Origin of the sequence: Streptomyces doebereineriae (assembly GCF_031845645.1) — a bacterium.
In the GTDB taxonomy this organism is placed as follows: domain Bacteria; phylum Actinomycetota; class Actinomycetes; order Streptomycetales; family Streptomycetaceae; genus Streptomyces; species Streptomyces canus.
On the sequence record NZ_JAVREZ010000009.1, the window covers coordinates 247,649 to 266,333 of the forward strand.

17 protein-coding genes are annotated in these 18,685 nt (G+C 71.6%); 8 read left to right on the forward strand and 9 right to left on the reverse strand.

Annotated elements, in window-relative coordinates; all coding sequences use genetic code 11:
• The first annotated feature begins 21 nt into the window (after nt 1-21).
• Nucleotides 22-438 (forward strand): Fur family transcriptional regulator, encoded by a 417-nt coding sequence (locus tag RNB18_RS26335; protein ID WP_057615751.1) that lies wholly within the window; start codon nt 22-24, stop codon nt 436-438.
• A gap of 147 nt (nt 439-585) precedes the next feature.
• A complete protein-coding gene (locus RNB18_RS26340) occupies nt 586-2,985 on the forward strand; it encodes a M4 family metallopeptidase (RefSeq protein ID WP_311716593.1) in 2,400 nt (799 codons plus the stop codon).
• Nucleotides 2,986-3,019: 34 nt separating this feature from the next.
• On the opposite strand, the gene RNB18_RS26345 is transcribed toward RNB18_RS26340, so the two are convergent.
• Both RNB18_RS26345 and recO read right to left on the reverse strand, forming a co-directional pair.
• A complete protein-coding gene (locus RNB18_RS26345; RefSeq protein ID WP_311716594.1) occupies nt 3,020-3,868 on the reverse strand; it encodes an isoprenyl transferase in 849 nt (282 codons plus the stop codon).
• A 19-nt stretch (nt 3,869-3,887) separates the two neighbouring features.
• The gene (gene recO / locus RNB18_RS26350) at nt 3,888-4,640 is read right to left on the reverse strand and encodes a DNA repair protein RecO (RefSeq protein ID WP_266523220.1); all 753 of its coding nucleotides are present in this window, start codon (nt 4,638-4,640) and stop codon (nt 3,888-3,890) included.
• A 213-nt stretch (nt 4,641-4,853) separates the two neighbouring features.
• Between recO and RNB18_RS26355 the strand changes: the two genes are divergently transcribed.
• Nucleotides 4,854-6,068, forward strand: coding sequence for a GNAT family N-acetyltransferase (locus RNB18_RS26355; RefSeq protein WP_311716595.1), 1,215 nt, complete (start codon nt 4,854-4,856; stop codon nt 6,066-6,068).
• On the opposite strand, the gene RNB18_RS26360 is transcribed toward RNB18_RS26355, so the two are convergent.
• On the reverse strand, nt 6,058-7,023 hold the full coding sequence (locus tag RNB18_RS26360; RefSeq protein ID WP_311716596.1) for an FAD-dependent oxidoreductase: 966 nt from the start codon (nt 7,021-7,023) through the stop codon (nt 6,058-6,060). The genes RNB18_RS26355 and RNB18_RS26360 overlap by 11 nt on opposite strands.
• 189 nt (nt 7,024-7,212) lie before the next feature.
• Here RNB18_RS26360 and RNB18_RS26365 point away from each other — a divergent pair, with 189 nt between their 5' ends.
• Nucleotides 7,213-8,694: an alpha/beta hydrolase gene (locus tag RNB18_RS26365; RefSeq protein ID WP_311716597.1), complete on the forward strand. Its 1,482-nt coding sequence runs from the start codon at nt 7,213-7,215 to the stop codon at nt 8,692-8,694.
• On the opposite strand, the gene RNB18_RS26370 is transcribed toward RNB18_RS26365, so the two are convergent.
• Nucleotides 8,682-9,803 (reverse strand): abortive phage infection protein, encoded by a 1,122-nt coding sequence (locus RNB18_RS26370; RefSeq protein WP_311716598.1) that lies wholly within the window; start codon nt 9,801-9,803, stop codon nt 8,682-8,684. The two genes, RNB18_RS26365 and RNB18_RS26370, sit on opposite strands and share 13 nt — an antisense overlap.
• Nucleotides 9,804-9,941: 138 nt before the next feature.
• On the opposite strand from RNB18_RS26370, the gene bla reads away from it, so the two are divergent.
• The gene (gene bla / locus RNB18_RS26375) at nt 9,942-10,838 is read left to right on the forward strand and encodes a class A beta-lactamase (RefSeq protein WP_394817671.1); all 897 of its coding nucleotides are present in this window, start codon (nt 9,942-9,944) and stop codon (nt 10,836-10,838) included.
• Here bla and RNB18_RS26380 read toward each other — a convergent pair.
• Nucleotides 10,813-11,250, reverse strand: a complete 438-nt coding sequence (locus RNB18_RS26380; protein ID WP_311716599.1) for a protein-tyrosine phosphatase family protein — start codon at nt 11,248-11,250, stop codon at nt 10,813-10,815. The genes bla and RNB18_RS26380 overlap by 26 nt on opposite strands.
• Before the next feature lie 81 nt (nt 11,251-11,331).
• On the opposite strand from RNB18_RS26380, the gene RNB18_RS26385 reads away from it, so the two are divergent.
• The 3 genes from RNB18_RS26385 (at nt 11,332) to RNB18_RS26395 (ending at nt 13,794) form a co-directional block, all read left to right on the forward strand.
• Nucleotides 11,332-11,859 (forward strand): SigE family RNA polymerase sigma factor, encoded by a 528-nt coding sequence (locus RNB18_RS26385; protein ID WP_311716600.1) that lies wholly within the window; start codon nt 11,332-11,334, stop codon nt 11,857-11,859.
• Entirely contained in the window at nt 11,856-12,770 is a 915-nt protein-coding gene (locus RNB18_RS26390; protein WP_311716601.1) for a hypothetical protein, read from the forward strand. The genes RNB18_RS26385 and RNB18_RS26390 overlap by 4 nt, the downstream gene beginning before the upstream one ends.
• Nucleotides 12,771-12,858: 88 nt before the next feature.
• A complete protein-coding gene (locus tag RNB18_RS26395; protein ID WP_311716602.1) occupies nt 12,859-13,794 on the forward strand; it encodes a dihydrodipicolinate synthase family protein in 936 nt (311 codons plus the stop codon).
• 3 nt (nt 13,795-13,797) lie between these two features.
• On the opposite strand, the gene RNB18_RS26400 is transcribed toward RNB18_RS26395, so the two are convergent.
• From RNB18_RS26400 to RNB18_RS26415, 4 genes are all read right to left on the reverse strand, one after another.
• Nucleotides 13,798-14,469, reverse strand: a complete 672-nt coding sequence (locus RNB18_RS26400; protein ID WP_311716603.1) for a response regulator transcription factor — start codon at nt 14,467-14,469, stop codon at nt 13,798-13,800.
• Nucleotides 14,466-15,749, reverse strand: coding sequence for a sensor histidine kinase (locus tag RNB18_RS26405; RefSeq protein ID WP_311716604.1), 1,284 nt, complete (start codon nt 15,747-15,749; stop codon nt 14,466-14,468). The genes RNB18_RS26400 and RNB18_RS26405 overlap by 4 nt, the downstream gene beginning before the upstream one ends.
• Complete coding sequence (locus tag RNB18_RS26410; protein WP_311716605.1) at nt 15,746-17,821, reverse strand: MMPL family transporter; 2,076 nt, start codon at nt 17,819-17,821, stop codon at nt 15,746-15,748. The genes RNB18_RS26405 and RNB18_RS26410 overlap by 4 nt, the downstream gene beginning before the upstream one ends.
• Before the next feature lie 138 nt (nt 17,822-17,959).
• The gene (locus RNB18_RS26415; protein WP_311716606.1) at nt 17,960-18,652 is read right to left on the reverse strand and encodes a TerB family tellurite resistance protein; all 693 of its coding nucleotides are present in this window, start codon (nt 18,650-18,652) and stop codon (nt 17,960-17,962) included.
• Between the last annotated feature and the right edge of the window lie 33 nt (nt 18,653-18,685).

Below are 18,685 nucleotides of genomic sequence, written 5' to 3' on the forward strand. Positions count from 1 at the left end.
CGCCGATCGAAGGAGGAACCCGTGACGACCGCAGGACCGCCCGTGAAGGGCCGCGCGACCCGGCAGCGGGCCGCCGTGGCGGCGGCCCTCGACGAGGTCGACGAGTTCCGCAGCGCGCAGGAACTGCACGACATGCTCAAGCACAAGGGCGACGCCGTCGGTCTGACCACGGTCTACCGCACGCTCCAGAACCTCGCCGACGCGGGCGAGGTCGACGTCCTGCGCACCTCCGACGGCGAGTCCGTCTACCGCCGCTGCTCCAGCGGCGAGCACCACCACCACCTGGTCTGCCGGGTCTGCGGCAAGGCGGTGGAGGTCGAGGGACCGGCCGTCGAGAAGTGGGCCGACGCGATCGCCGCCGAGCACGGATACGTCAACGTGGCGCACACCGTGGAGATCTTCGGCACCTGCGCGGACTGCGCGGCCGCCCAGGGCTGACACACAAGGACCTCACAGCCGAGCCGAGGGTTAACCCTTGACTCGGCCTCCTTTGCATGACATGGACGGGTCAACAGTGCCACGCTCCCCCCAGCTCTCACGCAGTTCCCGCACGGCACCTCCACCCCCGTTGCAGTAGGAGTACGAGTGAGACCCTCCCCCCGAAGATCGGCCGCCGCCGCGTCCCTGGTCGCCGCCGCATCACTGCTCGCCGTAGGCATACAGACGGTCCCCGCGACCGCGAAGCCCGAAGCCCCCCACCCCAGCCCGCTGCGCGCCGGAGGCCTGGAGGCGAAACTCTCCCCGGCCCAGCGCACGGCGCTGATCAAGAACGCGTCGGGCAAGGCCGGGGCGACCGCCGACTCCCTCGGCCTCGGTGCCAAGGAGAAGCTGGTCGTCAAGGACGTCGTCAAGGACAACGACGGCACCCTCCACACCCGCTACGAGCGCACCTACGACGGCCTCCCCGTCCTCGGCGGCGACCTGGTCGTGCACACGGCCCCGGCCGCACAGGCGACGGGCACGCTCAGCACCACCTTCAACAACAACCGCCGTACCGTCTCGGTCAGGTCCACGACCGCCGCGTACAGCAAGGCGTCCGCCGAGACCAAGGCGCTGAGGACAGCCAAGGCGCTCGACGCCGAGAACCCCGCCGCACAGAGCGCCCGCAAGGTGATCTGGGCGGGCTCGGGCACGCCGAAGCTCGCGTGGGAGACGGTGGTCTCCGGCTTCCAGGACGACGGCACGCCCAGCAAGCTGCACGTCGTCACCGACGCCACGACCGGCGCCGAGCTCTCCCGCTTCGAGGGCATCGAGACCGGCACCGGCAACAGCCAGTACAGCGGCACGGTCACCATGGGCACCACGCTGTCCGGTTCGACGTACCAGCTGTACGACACCTCGCGCGGCGGCCACAAGACGTACAGCCTCAACAACGGCACGTCGGGCACCGGCACCCTGATGACCGACGCCGACGACGTCTGGGGCACGGGCTCCGGCTCCAACACCCAGACCGCCGGTGTGGATGCCCACTACGGAGCCCAGGAGACCTGGGACTTCTACAAGAACACCTTCGGCCGCAGCGGCATCAAGAACGACGGTGTCGCCGCCTACAGCCGCGTCCACTACAGCTCGGCGTACGTCAACGCCTTCTGGGACGACGACTGCTTCTGCATGACCTACGGCGACGGCACCAGCAGCACCCACGCGCTGACCTCGCTCGACGTGGCCGGCCACGAGATGACCCACGGCGTCACCTCCAACACCGCCGGCCTCAACTACACCGGTGAGTCAGGAGGCTTGAACGAGGCGACCTCCGACATCTTCGGCACCGGCGTGGAGTTCTACGCCAACAACTCGACCGACGTGGGCGACTACCTCATCGGCGAGAAGATCGACATCAACGGCGACGGCACGCCGCTGCGGTACATGGACAAGCCCAGCAAGGACGGCGGCTCGGCCGACAGCTGGTACTCGGGCGTCGGCAACCTCGACGTGCACTACTCGTCCGGGCCCGCGAACCACATGTTCTACCTGCTCTCCGAGGGCAGCGGCAGCAAGACCATCAACGGGGTCACGTACAACAGCACGACCTCCGACGGTGTCGCCGTCGCCGGGATCGGCCGGGCCGCCGCCCTGCAGATCTGGTACAAGGCGCTGACGACGTACATGACGTCGAGCACCACCTACGCCGGCGCCCGCACCGCCGCCCTGAACGCGGCCGCCGCCCTCTACGGCTCCAGCTCCGCGCAGTACGCCGGGGTCGGCAACGCCTTCGCGGGCATCAACGTCGGCAGCCACATCACCGTGCCGTCGACCGGCGTGACGGTGACCAACCCGGGCAGCCAGTCCACCACGGTCGGGACGGCCGTAAGCCTGCAGGTCTCGGCCAGTTCCACCAACAGCGGCTCACTGACCTACGCCGCGACCGGACTGCCGACCGGTCTGTCGATCAGCAGCTCCACGGGGCTGATCTCCGGGACCCCGACCACGGCCGGCAGCTACAGCACCACGGTCACGGTGACCGACAGCACCGGAGCCACCGGTACGGCGTCCTTCACCTGGACGGTGAGCTCGTCCGGCGGCGGCAGCTGCACCTCCGGCCAGCTGCTGGGCAACCAGGGCTTCGAGTCGGGCAGCACCACCTGGACCGCGAGCAGCGGAGTGATCACCAACTCCAGCAGCCAGGCCGCCCGCACCGGCTCGTACAAGGCGTGGCTGGACGGCTACGGCTCCACCCACACCGACACGCTCTCCCAGTCGGTGACGATCCCGAGCGGCTGCACGGGAACGACGTTCACCTTCTACCTGCACGTCGACACCGCGGAGACCACCACCAGCACGCAGTACGACAAGCTGACGGTGACCGCCGGGTCGACGACCCTGGCCACGTACTCCAACCTGAACGCGGCCTCCGGGTACGTCCAGAAGTCCTTCAGTCTGTCGGCCTTCGCCGGTCAGACGGTCGCCCTGAAGTTCACCGGCGTCGAGGACTCCTCGCTCCAGACCAGCTTCGTGATCGACGACACTGCGGTGACGACGAGCTGATCCCCTGAACGACGACGACGGGGCGGGTCGGAGGTCAGTCCTCCGGCTCGCCCTTCATCGCTTCCTCCATGGCGAGCAGCTCCTCGTTCGGGACGGCTCCGCCGAAGCGCCGGTCCCGGGAGGCGAACTCCATACACGCCCGCCACAGGTCACGGCGGTCGAAGTCGGGCCACAGGACGTCCTGGAACACCATCTCGGCGTACGCGCTCTGCCAGAGCAGGTAGTTGGAGGTGCGCTGTTCACCGCTGGGCCGCAGGAAGAGGTCCACGTCGGGCATGTCCGGGTAGTACAGGTACTTCGCGAGGGTCTTCTCGTTGACCTTGGACGGGTCGAGGCGGCCCGCCTTCACGTCCTCGGCGAGGGCCTGCGCGGCATCGGCGATCTCGGCCCGGCCGCCGTAGTTCATGCAGAAGTACAGCGTCAGTTTGTCGTTGCCCTTGGTCTGCTCCTGGGCGACCTGGAGCTCCTTGGCGACGGACTTCCACAGCTTGGGCATCCGCCCCACCCAGCGCACCCGGACGCCGAGCTCGTCGAGCTGATCACGCGTCTTGCGGATGAAGTCACGGTTGAAGTTCATGAGGAAGCGGACCTCGTCGGGCGAGCGCTTCCAGTTCTCGGTGGAGAAGGCGTAGAGGGAGATGTTGCGCACACCCATCTCGATCGACCCCTGGAGCACGTCCAGCACCCGCTCGGCGCCGACCTTGTGCCCTTCCGTCCTGGGCAGGCCGCGCTCCTTGGCCCACCGGCCGTTCCCGTCCATGACGATCGCCACATGCTCGGGGATCAGCTCACCGGGGAGCTTCGGCGCGCGGGCGCCGGACGGGTGCGGCTCGGGCGCCTTGTACTCACGGCGCTGACGACCGAGGATCCCGCGTACGACCATGGTGGTTCTCGTCTCCCTCTCAGGGTTGCTTCTCTACGTAACGCAGGGATCTGAGCCCGCGTTCCAGATGCCAGTGCAGGTAGGCGGACACCAGCCCGCTGCCCTCCCGGACGTACCGCGGCTCACTCGCGTCCGCGGTCTCCCAGTCTCCCGTAAGAAGCGCGGCGAGGAGTTCCAGGGTCTGCGGCGACGGTACGACGCTGCCGGGCACCCGGCAGTCCACGCAGACCGAGCCTCCGGCGGCCACGGAGAAGAACCGGTTCGGCCCGGTCATTCCGCACTTCGCGCAGTCGCTGAAGCTGGGCGCGTAGCCGTTGACGGCGAGAGAGCGCAGCAGGAACGCGTCGAGCACGAGGTGGGGCGCGTGCTCGCCCCGGGCGAGGGTGCGCAGGGCTCCGACGAGCAGCAGGTACTGCTGCACCGCCGGCTCGCCCTCGTGGTCGGTGAACCGTTCGGCGGTCTCCAGCATGGCCGTCCCGGCGGTGTACCGGGCGTAGTCGGAGACGATCCCGCCACCGTACGGAGCGATGGTCTCGCTCTGCGTGCACAGCGGCAGCCCGCGCCCCACCAGCTCGCTCCCCCGCGAGAAGAACTGCACGTCGACATGTGAGAAGGGCTCCAGCCGCGCCCCGAACTTCGACTTGGTCCGGCGCACCCCCCTGGCCACGGCCCGCACCCGCCCGTGCCCGCGCGTGAGCAGCGTGATGATCCGGTCCGCTTCCCCCAGCTTCTGCGTCCGCAGCACGACCCCGTCGTCCCGGAAGAGACTCATCGCGCGCCTCCACACTGGGTGCGCGGCGCGATGCCGTCGTAGCGGAACAGACTCATGAGCCCATTCTCGCCTACGCGAGAACCGTGGTCGTCGGTGTCCGTGATTATGGTGGAGGACGCCCGCGAGCCGAGCTTACGATCTGCTCCGGGGTGCCGCGCTGTCGCCGGAGGCGTCCCTCGCCCTGAGCCGATCGGCGGCGGAGGACTTCAGACGATGCGCGAGTGGACCGTCCGTGCGGCCCGCCCTGCCGATCTGGCCGGCCTGCGCTCCCTGCTGACCGACACCTGTGAGCCGCAGGACATCCCCTCACCGGCACTCCTCGCCGAGGCCGTGGCCGGCGACCTCGTGCGCGTGGCCGTGTCCGACGGAGTGCCGGTGGGCTGCGTCGTCGCCGAGAGGCCCTCGCCGGGGCATGCGCGGCTGATGGTCGTCGCCGTGCGGGCGGAGGCACGTCGGCAGGGTGTGGCCGCACAGCTCCTGGCCGAGATGCTGCGGCACTTCCTCGGTGCGTCGGACGACGAGCCGCCCCTGATGTCCGCGATCGCCAGGACGGAGCAACTCACGCTCACCCGGCTCCTGTTGGCGTCCGGGTTCATAGGAACCAGGGTGATGCGCCTGAGCGGACTCCCCGTCCACTACCAGTACAAGTCCCGCGTGGAGTACATCGATCCCGAGGCCCGCCACCTCGTACCCGTCTCCGCGCGGGAGCAGCTCGCCGAGTCCCTCGCGCCCTCCGACCACGCGGTGACCGCCCTGGTCACCCTCGGTGGTGAACCCGCCTTCGAGATCGCCCGGTTCGAGAAGGACGACCCCGCCGCCCTCCAGTCCGGAGAGGCCGCGGCCGGTATCGCCTTCTCCGGTTCGATCCTCGCCGCCATCACCTTTTTGCTGGGCTTCGCCTTCTCCTCGACCCGGTTCCCCGACGACGTACGGCTGCTGCTCATCGGGGCGACCTTCGCCACCGTGCTCTCCCTGATCGTCTACGCGAGCGCGTCCGGCGAACTCGCGCGGATCCGCGCCAACTCGTTCGGCAGGATCATGAAGTGGGGGAACGTCCTGTCCGAGTACGGCGGTGTCCTCCCCTTCGTGATCTCGCTGCCCGTCACCTACGCGCAGGCCAGTGGCGATCCCTGGACCACCATGATGCTGGCCGTCGTCCTGAGCCTCGCCATCGGCTGGTACGAGCGGTCGGAGTTCTCGATCGCCCACCGGTTCCGCGGCAGCCGTACCGAACTCGCCCTGAAGGTGTTCACGGCCGCGTCGCCGGCGATCGGTGCGGCGCTGGTGGCGGCGGACACGACGAGCTGGCCGTGGAGCATCGCCCTGATCGCCACGCTGACGGCACGGACCTGGCTGTATCTCTTCCGCCGGGGCGCGGAGGCGGACGTCGCGGAGCGGCGGCAGTGGCGGATCAGGGTCAGGTCGTAGACCCCGCCGTGGTCCGGACGCGGTCCACGACCTCGCGGGCACAGCCCCAGGACAGGGTCAACCCGGCTCCGCCGTGGCCGTAGTTGTGCACGAGCAGCCGGTCGCCCCGCCGCTCCTGCGCGAGCCGGACGCCGGTGCGGACCGGTCGCAGGCCCACCCGCTGCCCGATCACCCGGGCGTCGGCGAGCGACGGCTCCACGGCGGTACAGCGCCGCACGATCTCCCGGGTCGCCGCCTCGTCGGGCCGCAGTTCCCAGCTTCCCGGCTCGGCCGTGCCGCCCAGGACGACCGCGTCGGCGTGCGGGTAGATGTAGGTGAGGTCCTCCGCGCCGGGGGTGTCGTCGCAGAAGAAGGCCCGGATGCCGGGGTTCTCGACCACGACGAGCTGCCCCCGCACCGCGTCCACCGCCGGGTCGTCCGCGAGGAACCGGGCTTCCGCGCCCGCGCAGTTGACGACCACCGGTGCCTCCCGGAGCGCCTCGCCGAGGGTGTCGTAGCGGCGCTGTCGCAAGGATCCGCCGGCTCGCTCCAGCCGTCGTACGAGATGGTCCAGATAGCGGGGCATGTCGACGAGCGGCGCCCGGTAGCGCCAGCCGGTGACATAGCCGTCGCGGAGGTCCTCCGGTGGGCACGGGAGTGCGCCGACCACGCTGCCCCAGGCCGGCATGTCGCAGGGGATCCGGGACTCGTGCGTGCCCTCCATGAGGCGGATTCCGGTGTCCGGGTCCGTGCTCAGCGCGGTCAGCTCCGCCAGCGTCCGCCGACTCCAGACGTCGACCAGGTCGCGCGGCTCGACCAGATACGGGTCCCACATCGCGCCCGCGGCCGCCGAGGTCGTCGCGCCGGGGAGCCGGTCGGTGTCCACCCGGACGTCCAGGCCGGCCTCCGCCAGACACACCGCCGTGGTGAGCCCCGAGACCCCGGCGCCGATCACCACCACACTGGCCGCCACCACTGCCTCGCCTCCGTCGTCGGGGACTCCGAGGCTATCCGAACCGGCACAAACACCCCCACCGCCACTTCGGCCATTCTCCGAACACCCCGGGGGCGGGTGGACCCGAGGGCACTGAGGGGGGTAAACCCCCCTGGGAATCGGGCAGTTGACCGGATGGGGCCGTGGCGCTTGATCCGCGAGGCTCCTGCCATGAAGCAGATGACGAAAAGCCTCGCCCTGATCGCCGCCGCCTCGGGTGTCGTCTTCGGCGTCCTGACCCCGCTGTCCGCCTCCGCCTCCTCCGGCGCCCAGGCGCTGAAGTGGACCAAGTGCGAGGGCAGCGGTCTCGATCCGCGTCAGCGGTGCGCGACCGTCTCCGTGCCCATGGACTACGCCGACCCGGACGGCCCGCAGATCGAGATCGCCGTCTCCCGTATCCGCAGCGAGAACCCGGACGCCCGGCGCGGTGCGCTGCTGCTGATCCCCGGCGGACCCGGCGGTGACAGCATGAACGACCCGTCCGAGAAGGGGCAGAAGCTGCCGCAGTCCGTGCGGGACGCCTATGACCTGATCGGGTTCGCGCCGCGCGGGATGGCGCCCTCGACGGCCGTCGACTGCGGGCTCGAACAGGGGGACCTGGCCCGGACGACCCTGCTGCCCTGGCCCGCCCCGGACGGATCCGTCGACGCGAACATGGCCGCGGGGAAGCGTATGGCCGACGCCTGCGCGCGCAACGGCGGCGAGCTCATCCGGCACATCAGCACCCTCAACGAGGCCCGCGACCTCGACCGCGTGCGCGCCGCGCTCGGTGAGCGCAAGGTGTCCGCGTGGGGCGTGTCCTACGGCACCTATGTCGGCGCCGCCTACCTCCAGTTGTTCCCGCAGCGCACCGACCGCGTGGTCCTGGACAGCAACGATCACCCGGACCCCGTCCTCGCGGAACGCGCGTGGCTCGCCGCGTTCGAGCGGGGCGCCGAGGACAACTTCCCGGAGTTCGCCAAGTGGGCCTCCGCTCCCGGCAATCCGGACCGCCTCGCCGACACGGCCGCCGAGGTGCGCCCGCTCTTCCTGGGCCTCGCCGCCCGCCTCGACCGGGAGCCGATCCCCTGGCCGGGCGCCAACCCGGCGGAGCTGAACGGCAACGTCCTGCGCCAGTCGATGCTCGACTCCTTCTACGACCCCGAGGACTACCCGGCCCTGGCCCGGCTGATCCGCGCCGCGCAGCAGGGCACCGTGCCGCCCGCGCCGGCGGGACCGCCCGAGGCCGTCCTCCAGAACGTCACCGCGGTCGCCGCCGCCACCATCTGCAACGACGCCGACTGGCCGAGCGACCCGGCGGTCTACCGCAAGGGCGTGGCCGAGAGCCGCGCGAAGTACCCGCTGACCGGGGGCATGCCGAGGAACGCGATGCCCTGCGCCGCCTGGCCGTGGGAGCCGAAGGAGGCGCCGGTGCGCGTCACCGACCGCGGTCCCTCCAACGTCCTGATGGTGCAGAACGAACGGGACGTGGCCACCCCGCTCAGCGGTGCCCTCAAGCTCCGCGAGGCGCTCGGCCGGCGAGCCGTCATGGTCACCAACGACTCCACCGGCCATGACGCCTACCTCGACAACGGCACCGCCTGCGGGGACGCGACCGTGTCCCGCTTCCTGGCCACGGGCAAGCGGCCGGCCGCGGACCTCTACTGCGAGTGAGTGCACCTTCCGTACCGGCGGGCCAGCGCGTGGAACGCCTCCTTCGGTTCCCAGTGCCAGTCCGAACGCGGGTCGTCGGGGCGGTCCTCGACCGCCTTGGCGATGCCGTAGCTCGCCATGTCGAGGTCGTGGCGGGGGTCGTCGGGGCGGTGGGGGGCGTCGGCGGTGAGGAACTCGAAGGCCATCGCCGCGTAGAGGCCCATCGACTCGAAGACATCGAGGAGTTGGGTGAGATGGACGGCCTGGGTGTGCTCGCTGCGGACGACGTCTCCTCTGATCTCCGGCGGGTTCTTGTCGTAGTCGACGATGTTCCAGCCCATACCGCCCGCCTCGGGGGCGCCCACGAAGGTGCAGGTGCCGAACTCGGTGATGGCGACCGGCTTGCCCCAGCGCAGGTACTGCCGCAACTCCCTCACGTAATCCCGTGGTTGACGGAAGTAGGAGTAGTAGTCGATGCCGACCACGTCGAACAGGTTCCAGTCGACCTTGTCGTCCTGGGCGGCGGCGTAACTGAGGCGGCCGTGGAAGACCGAGCGGCCCACCTCGGCCGCCTTCGCGGTGAAGCGGTCCAGCTCGCGCTGCATCCGCACCGGGTCGAAGTTGCCCTTCATCCGGTTCTCGACGCGCTCCAGGACCGTGTCCCCCGGCAGGATCCCCGGCACGAACAGCCAGAACTCGCAGCCCACGCTGAGCTCGACGCTGGCGCCCTGCCGGCGCAGCCGCTCCGCGAACCGGCCGCACTCGGCGAGGTGGTCGAGGATGTCCCGCCGCGGGACGTCCCCGAGGGTCGGCTGCAGCCAGACGTGCAGCCCGCGTTCGGCGGCCTCGGCGGCGGTGGCGGTGAGGCGTTCGACGCCGTCGCCGGTGACGTCGAGGGTGTCGGCGTGCAGGTCGTCGCGGATGGCGCGGACGTCGGCGCGCATGCGGGCGGCGTTCCAGGCGGTGGCGGGGGTCTCGCCCTCGCCGAGGGTGTAGACGACGCCGTGGCGTGTGAGTCCGTGCCGTCGTCCCTTCGCGTCGGCCCGTCCCGCGGGCAGGAGCGCCGCGGCCCCCACGGCAGCGGCCCCGGCGAGAAACTGTGCCCGGTTGATCCCCGTTGTCTTCTCCATGCCGCCACTGTGTCGGCCGCGGAGGGGTCTGTCCGTCCGCCGATGGTCTACGGAGGTGCAACCAAGGGATGACCGTCGACGTCGATCACTGGGAGAACCGAAAAGATCGGCTTCTGTCCCCGAGCGAAGGAGAGAAAGATCTTAGGCTCCGGAAAACTGTCCCGCCGCGCCCTCCTGGCCGCCGGTACGGCCACCCTTCTGACCGGCACGACCGCGTATGCTGCCGACGACGTCACCGCCCGTCTGCGCGCGCTGGAAGAGCGGTACGGCGCCCGGCTCGGCGTCTTCGCCCACCACCTCGCCACCAAGCGGTCCGTCAGCTTCCGCGCCGGCGAGCGCTTCCCGATGTGCTCCGTGTTCAAGGCCCTCGCGGCCGCCGCCGTCCTGCGCGACCTGGACCGCGACGGCGAGGTCCTCGCCCGCCGCATCCACTACACCGAGGACGACCTGGTGATGCCGGGCTCGGACCAGACGGCCGCGCATCTCGCGGAGGGCATGACGATCGCCGAGCTCGCCGAGGTGGCCATCACCTTCAGCGACAACACGGCCGGCAACCTCCTCCTGCGCGAACTCGGCGGCCCCACCGCCATCACCCGCTTCGCCCGCTCCCTCGGCGACCGGGTGACCCGCCTCGACCGCTGGGAGCCCGAGCTCAACACCGCCGAGCCGTGGCGGCGCACGGACACGACGAGCCCGTACGCCATCGGTCGCACCTACGGCCGGCTGGTCCTCGGCGACGCGCTGAACCGCCGGGACCGTGAGCTGTTCACGCACTGGCTGCTGAGCAACACGACCAGCGTGGACCGCTTCCACGCAGGACTGCCGAAGACGTGGACGATCGCCGACAAGACGGGCAGCGGCTCCTACGGCACCGCCAACGACGTGGGCGTCACCTGGACCGACGACGGCGACCCGATCGTCCTGGCCGTGCTGTCGACGATGCCCGAGCCGGACGCCGTACGCGACGACGCGCTGGTCGCCGACGCGGCGCGGGCGGTCGCCGACATCCTCACCCGACCGGCCGGAACCGCCTGACGTACCGGCGCTGCCACGGCGTCTCCACCGCCCGTCGGTCGTAGTGCTCCCGGACGTAGGCCACCGCCCTCTCCGGGGGCACGCCGTCCAGAACCGCCAGGCAGGCCAGGGCCGTTCCGGTGCGGCCGCGGCCGCCTCCGCAGGCGATCTCGACCCGTTCCTCGGCGGTCCGCCGCCACGCATCCTGCAGTACCGTGCGGCACTCCTCCCGGTCCGTCGGCAGGCGGAAGTCCGGCCAGCGGAGCCAGTGGGAGGTCCAGGGAACCTCCGGCGGGCTGTCGCCGAGCAGATAGATTCCGTACGACGGTCTCGGCGCGTCGGGGTCCAGGGCGTGCCGCAGGCCCCGGCCCCGCACCAGGCGTCCGGACGGCAGCCGGAGGACACCAGGATCCTGTTCGTCCCACCCGTTCATGACCCCATTCGAACCCGTCATCGACGCCCGGGCAACCGAATCCGCCCCGAGCGTGGTCTGGTGGGCGAGGGAGGGTGCTTGATGCAGGCCGAACAAGAGGATCGGTTCCAGGAATTCGTCAGAGCCAGATGGTCGCACCTCGTGCGGACCGCCTATCTGCTCACCGGCGACGCCCATCACGCCGAGGACCTGACGCAGACGGCGCTGGCGAAGGCGTACCGCTCCTGGCGGCGCGTGTCGGGCAGCGACAACCCGGAGGCGTACGTCCGGCGGATGCTCGTCACCTGCAACAGTGACCGCTTCCGCAAGCGGCGCGTGAAGGAGTCGCTGACCGACGTGCCGCCGGAGCGGGCAGGGCGGGACGAGGCCGTGGCGCGGGTCGAGGAGCGCGGGGTGCTGTTGGGCGCGTTGGCCGGGCTGCCGCCCCGGCAGCGGGCGGTGGTCGTGATGCGGTACTGGGAGGACCTGTCGGAGGCGGAGGTCGCCGAAGTGCTCGGCTGCTCCCCCGGCACGGTCAAGAGCCAGGCGTCCAAGGGGCTGGCGAAGTTGCGTACGTATCCGGGGCTCGCGCAGGTCATGGACCGCGCCCCGCAGGGAGGCACGAAATGAGCGAAGAGGAGCGGGACTTCGAGGAGCAACTGCGGGAGCTGCTCTCCGAGGACGCGTACACGATCCGGCCGTCGCCGGTGCCCTATCCGCAGATCCGCCGCCAGGGCGTGGTCGAGCGGCGCCGCCGGGTGGCGGTGGCCGGGGCGGTCCTGGCGACCCTGGCCGCGGTGCCGGTGGGGGCGTTCGCGGCGGGCGGCGGGGGCACGGGGACGGCCGACACGGCGACGACACCCACGGCGTCCGCGAGCGCCACACCGACACCCACTCCCACCCCCTCCCCAACGCCCAGTGGACCCTCGGGACCGGCCACGGCGGGGCAGCTCCGGGACGGGATCACGCTGGAGCAGGCCGTGGAGGGGCTGGACAAGTGCCTCGCGCTGCAACGGCAGAACATCGCCCAGGGTTCCCACGGCGAGGACCCGGGCAAGGCCGACGACTACCGGATCATCCTGGCGGTCAACAGCACCGGCGACCTCAACTCGCCCGGTGACGGCATCTTCGTGGTCGCCGTGCAGGAGAAGCCGAAGGAGATCCGGCTGATCTGCAACATCAAGGGCGGCGAAGCCTCCGGGTACAACATCAGCAGTGGCAGCGACCGGCAGCCGGACTCCCCGCCGGTGCTGCCCGACATGAGCAGCAACAAGCTCTACCAGCAGTCGTTCATGGACAAGGGCAACTGGAAACTTCCGTTCAGCTGGGGCTTCGTCGGCACGGTGGATCCGACGGTGGCCAAGGTGACCGTCTCCTACGGCGGCGTCGGCGGCGAGGCGGTCCTCGACCACGGCTGGTTCGTCGCCTCCGGCACCCTGACCCAGCAGGTCACCAGGAACCCGCACATCAAGGGCTACGACAAGGGCGGCAAGCTGATCTACGACTCCGACAAGGACAAGACGTACCAGCAGGTGCAGTAGCGAGACAGCTCGGGACAGGGGGCGCCGTACAGGGGTCGGCGCCCCCTGTACGGGAGGATCAGCGGACGGCCGATCCCGAGGAGCCCCGATGACCCTTCCCGCCCCGCTGACCGGTGTCGTCCCGCCCGTCTGCACGCCCCTGACACCGGACCGCGAGGTGGACGTCCCCTCGCTGCTCAGGCTCGTCGACCATCTGGTCGCGGGCGGGGTGCAGGGGCTGTTCGTGCTCGGTACGTCGTCCGAGGCGGCCTTCCTGACGGACGCCCAGCGCAGGCTGGTGGTGGAGACGGTGGCCGGGCATGTCGGGGGCCGGCTGCCCGTGCTGGCCGGGGTGATCGACATGACGACGGCCCGGGTCCTGGACCATGTGCGGGCGGTGACGGCGGCGGGCGCCGACGCGGTGGTCGTCACCGCCCCGTTCTACGCCAGTACCCACCCGGTGGAGATCGCCCGCCACTACCGGCTGGTCGCGGCAGGCAGCCCGGTGCCGGTCATCGCGTACGACCTGCCGAGCGGTGTCCACACCAAGCTCCCCGCGGACGTGGTCCTGGACCTGGCCGCCGAGGGCGTCCTGGCCGGACTCAAGGACTCCAGCGGAGACCTCGCCGGCTTCCGCACGGTCGTCTCCGGTGCCCGCGCCCACCCCGGCATCACCGGGTTCAGTGCCCTGACCGGCTCCGAACTCATCGTCGACGCGGCCCTCGCCGTCGGCGCGGACGGGGCGGTGCCCGGTCTCGCCAACGTCGACCCCGAGGGATACGTCCGCCTCGACCGCCTGTTCCGCGCGGGGGACCGGGAGGCGGCCCGCGCCGAACAGGAGCGGCTGTGCGCCCTGTTCGGCATGGTGGGCGTGGGCGACCGGGCCCGCATGGGCGCATCGTCGTCGGCGCTCGGCGCCTTCAAGGCGGCCCTGTATCTACGGGGCGTGATCGACTGCCCGGCGACGGCGGAGCCACAGGTGCCGTTGTCGGAGGCGGAGGTGGCGCGGGTGGGCGAATTCCTGGCCGGGGCCGGGCTGCTCTGAGCTCTACAGGGTCCCCGGAGTCACCATCCCCGACTCGTACGCCACGATGACCAGTTGGGCCCGGTCCCGCGCCCCCAGCTTCCCCATGATCCGGCTGACGTGGGTCTTCGCGGTGAGCGGACTGAGGCCCAGGGCCTCGGCGATCTCGGTGTTGTTCAGGCCCCGGGCGACCAGCGCCAGCACCCCGCGCTCCCGGTCGGAGAGGCACTCGGGCCCACCGCCCGGCACCGGCATCGGCACCGACGGGCTGCGCAGGAACCGCTCGATCAGCCGGGCCGTCGGCCCCGGGGAGAGAAGCGCCTCGCCGGCCGCCACCGTGCGGATGGCGTCGAGGAGTTCGGCCGGCCGGGTGTCCTTCACCAGGAACCCGGAGGCCCCGGCGCGCAGCGCCTCGACGATGTTCTCGTCGGTGTCGTAGGTGGTCAGGACCAGCACCCGCACCCCGGCGAGCTCCTCGTCGGCCGCGATGAGCCGGGTCGCCTCGATGCCGTCCAGGTCGGGCATGCGGATGTCCATCACGACCAGGTCGGGCCGCACTTCGCGGGCCGCCCCCACGGCCTCCCGTCCGCTGCCCGCCTCTCCGACGACCTCCATGTCCCGCGCCGACTCGACGAGCATGGCGAACGCGGCCCGCACCAGGGTCTGGTCGTCGGCGAGCAGCACGCGGATGGTCATACGGTTCCCTCCCCCATGGTGAGCGGCAGCGCTGCCGTCACCTCGAAGCCGCCGTCAGGGCGTGGTCCGGCGTCGAGTGTGCCACCGACGCTGCGGGCCCGCTCCCGCATGCCGACGAGACCGAAGCCGGGAGTGCCGCCGGGGGTGGGCCCGGTGCCGTCGTCGGTCACCGAGACCCGCAGGGCGCCCGGTTCGTCGTAAAGCCTCAGACGTACGGCGGGTTCGGGTCCTGCGTGCCGGACGGCGTTGGTGAGCGCCTCCTGGACGATCCGGTAGGCGGCGGCGCCGACGGCGGGCGGCGGATCGGTGCGGATGCGCAGGTCCTGTTCGACGCGGGCGCCCGAGAGCCGGGCCGCCGCGACGAGGTCGGGCAGGCCGTCGAGGCCGGGCAGCGGGCCGCGGGTGTCGGGCAGGCCGTGCTCGCGCAGGACCTCCAGGGTGGTACGGAGTTCGCCGCGCGCGGTCCGGCAGGTCTCGGCGATGTCGTCGAGGGACTTGGCGACCGCCTCCCGGTCGAGGCGTTCGGGGTCGGCCGCCAGGACGTGCGCGGCGACGGAGGTCTGGACGCCGATCAGGGTGATGCTGTGGGCGAGCAGGTCGTGCAGGTCGCGGGCGATGCGCAGACGTTCCTCGGCGACGCGGCGGCGGGCCTCCTCCTCGCGGGTGCGTTCGGCGCGGACGGCGCGCTCGACGATGGAGGCGACGTACTGGCGGTAGTAGCGGACGTCGATGCCGCAGAAGAGGACCGCGATGATCCAGCCGGAGATCCGCAGCAGTTCGACGGCCTGGTGGGTGCTGACGGTGAGCATGACGCTCGTGGAGAGGCCGAGGACGATGGCGCCCGTCAGGACCGTCCGCAGGGGGCGGCCGGTGACCGCGACCGTGTAGAGGGCGACGTAGGCGACCGGGGTGGCCGCGAGGTGGTTGTACTCGAGGGCGTGGTACGGCACGATCACCGCCACCAGCGCGGCCAGTACGAGCACCGGGCGGCGCCGCCGCCACACGATCGGCACATGGGCGGCCAGCAGCAGCGTCCATCCGAGGGCGTCCGGGCGGCGGGCCTCGTCGGTGAACAGCGCGCCGCACACGGCCGCCACCGCCAGCACGACGGCGAGCAGCGCGTCGTTGCGGGTGCCGTGCGGGGCGGTCCGCGGGTCGCGGTTGACCGCCGCCATGATCCGGTCCCCCAGCCGGGGCCTCGTGGTCTCGTGCACGGTGTCATCCTCGGGGAGGAAGGCGCCCTTCCGGGAGGGAAGGGCGCCCAGGAGTGACCTCGTCACACGCGTTCCGGCTCACGCTCGGTCCGGACCGGCGGCTCGGGCGCCCGGGACAGCGGGCCCGGCCACCACACCTTCCGTCGCAGCGCGACGGCCGCGCTGGTGACGAGGTAGGTCCGCACGAGGAAGGTGTCGAGGAGCACGCCCACCGCGATCACGAAGCCCAGCTCGACGAGTTGGACCAGCGGCATGTTGGTGAGCACCGCGAAGGTGGCCGCGAGGACCAGGCCCGCCGAGGCGATGACCCCGCCCGTCGTGCGCAGCGCGGTGAGGGCGGCGGTGACCGGTTCGGCGCCGGCCAGGGACTCCTCGCGCATACGGTGCATCAGGAAGATGCCGTAGTCGACGCCGAGGGCGACCAGGAACACGAAGGACAGCAGCCCGAGCCCCGGATCCGTGCCCTCGAACCCGAACACCGGCCCGAAGACCAGTCCGCCGATGCCGAGGGCCGCGCCCCACACGGCGACCACGGCGGCCACGAGGATCAGCGGCGCGACGAGGGACCGCAGCAGGGCGATCAGGATGAGCAGCACGGAGACGAGGACGATCGGCACGACGATCGTCCGGTCCCGTGCGTTGGTGTCCTCCAGGTCGAGCTGCTCGGCGCTGGGCCCGCCGACGTAGGAGCCGTCGAGTCGGTCCCGCAGTGCCTTGATGGTCGCGGTCTCCCCGGCGGACTGGGGAGCGCTGTCCGCCATGACGGTGATCTCGGTCCACCCGTCTCCGCTCCGGCCCTTCTGGGCGCTGTCGACGCCCTGGGTGCCACGGATCGCGGCGAGGGTCGCGTCGGCGCGGTCGGCCGGGGTGATGACGCCGATGGGCTGCGTGCCCCGCTCGGGATAGGCCTCGGCGAGCGTCCCCATGGCGGCGACGGCGTCGGGCTTGCTGGTGAAGGAGTCCTCCTGCTTGATGGTGCCGGGCAGATTCAGCACGCCCAGTGCGAGGGCCCCGAGCAGCACGGCCCCGCCGGCCAGCACGGTGAGCGGCCGCCGCCCGGCCGAGCTGCCCATCGCGGCGAACAGCGACCGGCGGACCTTGGGGGTGCTGCCGTGGCGCGGCACCAGCGGCCAGAACACCCGGCGGCCGAGGAGCACGAGGACCGCGGGCAGCAGCGTCATCATCGCGGCGAGCGCGACCAGCACCCCGACCGTCCCCAACGGGCCCATGCCGCGGCTGCTGTTGAGGTCGGCGGCGAGCAGACACAGCAGGCCCGCGGCCACGGTCCCGGAGGAGGCGAGCACGGCGGGCCCGCAGCCCTTCAGCGCGGCCGCCATGGCGTCGTACGGCCGCTCGGTCCGCCGTAGCTCCTCCCGGTACCGGGAGACGAGCAGCAGCGCGTAGTCGGTCCCGGCGCCGAACACGAGGATCGTCATGATGCCGGAGCTCTGACCGGTGACGGAGGTTCCGAAGCCCTGGTTGAGCCCGTAGGCGACGGCCCGCGCCAGGAACTCCGACATGCCCGCGACCCCGAGCGGCACCAGCCACAGCAGTGGGCTGCGGTAGATGACGATCAGCAGCAGGGCGACCACCGCGGCGGTGGTGTAGAGCAGCGGCCCGCCGAGCGAGTCGTAGACCTCGCCGGCATCGGTGGCGAGGGCCCCCTCCCCGCCGACCTCGACACCGAGTCCGTCCCGGCCCTTCGCGATGTCCCGCACGTCGTTGACGAGGCGGTCGCGGGCCTTCTCGTCCGTGCCCGGCTCGGTACTGGCGACGGGATACATCACGGTGGTCCCGTCCTTGGACGGAATGCCCTGCGGCTCGGCGGTGAGCGTGTGCGCGTCCGCGATCCGCCCGATCTGCCCGGCGGCGGTCGCCTTGTCGGCCGCCGTCAGCCCGCCGTCCCGGTGGTAGACGACGACCATCTGCGTGGCCTCGCCCCCGGGCAGCCGTTCCTGGATCTTCGCGACCTGCGTCGAGTCCGCGCTCGCCGGCAGATAGTCCACGGCCCGGTCCCGCTGCACGTCCGCGAGCTTCGACGCGAACGGCGACACGGCCGCCAGCACGACGATCCACAACCCCAGCACGAGCCAGGGCACGGCACGTCGTCGCCGTGCGCTCATCTTTGCGGCCCCCATCGACGGGCCTCCCTCCGGTTCGGATGTCTGGATCGCTTCCAGACTCCCGGCGAAAGGGCCGGTGTTCGTCGGGCGGAAGGGCGAGTCGGGGGGTACTGCCAGGGGTGGCCCGGGGCGCGGACTACTCCCCGGGGAGTATCAGGACGGCGTCCGGGCCGCGACCAGCAGCCTGGTCACGTCGTCCGCGCAGATCGTCAGGGCCGTGCCCACCGTGGTGAGGACGTCCCGTTCCGCCGGGGTGTACGGGCCGTCCGCGAGGGCGATGCGGGCGGCCTGGAGGAGGATCGACTCACGGCCCGCCGGGGCGAGGTGGGGGGCGAGCGGGTCAAGGGCCTCGTGGAGCTCTATGGCGAGGCCGGCTCCGCAGGGGCGGTCGTAGACCCGGCCGGTGTCCTGGGCGAGGGCCTCGACCAGGGCTTCCAGCTGGTCCTCCGTGCAGTCGTCGAAGCCCGCCGCGCGGACCGTGGCGGCCGCGGTCTCCAGGGAGGTGCGCGAGCAGGTGCCGCCCGCCGCCAGGACCGCGAGCGCGACGGTGTGGACGGCGTCTCGGAGCATCGCGGAGAAGCGGGTCGTGGTGAGGTGGTCGAGGACGTCCGTGCCGAAGTGGCGTTGGCAGGCCGCGCATTCCACCACCGGACCGGTGTCACCGCGCGGCAGCACCGGGACGCCCAGGAGGACGAGGCGGCGACGGCCCGTCAGTCGCTGGTAGTTGCGGTCGCCCCCGCATCCGGGGCAGAAGAACTCGCCGTCGCCGACGGTCGTCCACGCGGTACGGGTGCCCAGTAGGCGCGCAGGCCTGGCGGCACCGGTTCGTCCCCGTCCTGGCAGCACGTCGCACCTCCGCGTAACGCCGCGGCAACATCG

What these genes read in the sequence shown, in the direction of transcription:
- RNB18_RS26370 (WP_311716598.1), bottom strand. Translation starts at nt 9,803, where the DNA reads ATGGAGAAGACAACGGGGATCAACCGGGCACAGTTTCTCGCCGGGGCC.
- RNB18_RS26410 (WP_311716605.1), bottom strand. Translation starts at nt 17,821, where the DNA reads ATGGGGGCCGCAAAGATGAGCGCACGGCGACGACGTGCCGTGCCCTGG.
- RNB18_RS26365 (WP_311716597.1), top strand. Translation starts at nt 7,213, where the DNA reads ATGAAGCAGATGACGAAAAGCCTCGCCCTGATCGCCGCCGCCTCGGGT.
- RNB18_RS26385 (WP_311716600.1), top strand. Translation starts at nt 11,332, where the DNA reads ATGCAGGCCGAACAAGAGGATCGGTTCCAGGAATTCGTCAGAGCCAGA.
- RNB18_RS26395 (WP_311716602.1), top strand. Translation starts at nt 12,859, where the DNA reads ATGACCCTTCCCGCCCCGCTGACCGGTGTCGTCCCGCCCGTCTGCACG.
- recO (WP_266523220.1), bottom strand. Translation starts at nt 4,640, where the DNA reads ATGAGTCTCTTCCGGGACGACGGGGTCGTGCTGCGGACGCAGAAGCTG.
- RNB18_RS26380 (WP_311716599.1), bottom strand. Translation starts at nt 11,250, where the DNA reads ATGAACGGGTGGGACGAACAGGATCCTGGTGTCCTCCGGCTGCCGTCC.
- RNB18_RS26355 (WP_311716595.1), top strand. Translation starts at nt 4,854, where the DNA reads ATGCGCGAGTGGACCGTCCGTGCGGCCCGCCCTGCCGATCTGGCCGGC.
- RNB18_RS26345 (WP_311716594.1), bottom strand. Translation starts at nt 3,868, where the DNA reads ATGGTCGTACGCGGGATCCTCGGTCGTCAGCGCCGTGAGTACAAGGCG.
- RNB18_RS26400 (WP_311716603.1), bottom strand. Translation starts at nt 14,469, where the DNA reads ATGACCATCCGCGTGCTGCTCGCCGACGACCAGACCCTGGTGCGGGCC.
- RNB18_RS26390 (WP_311716601.1), top strand. Translation starts at nt 11,856, where the DNA reads ATGAGCGAAGAGGAGCGGGACTTCGAGGAGCAACTGCGGGAGCTGCTC.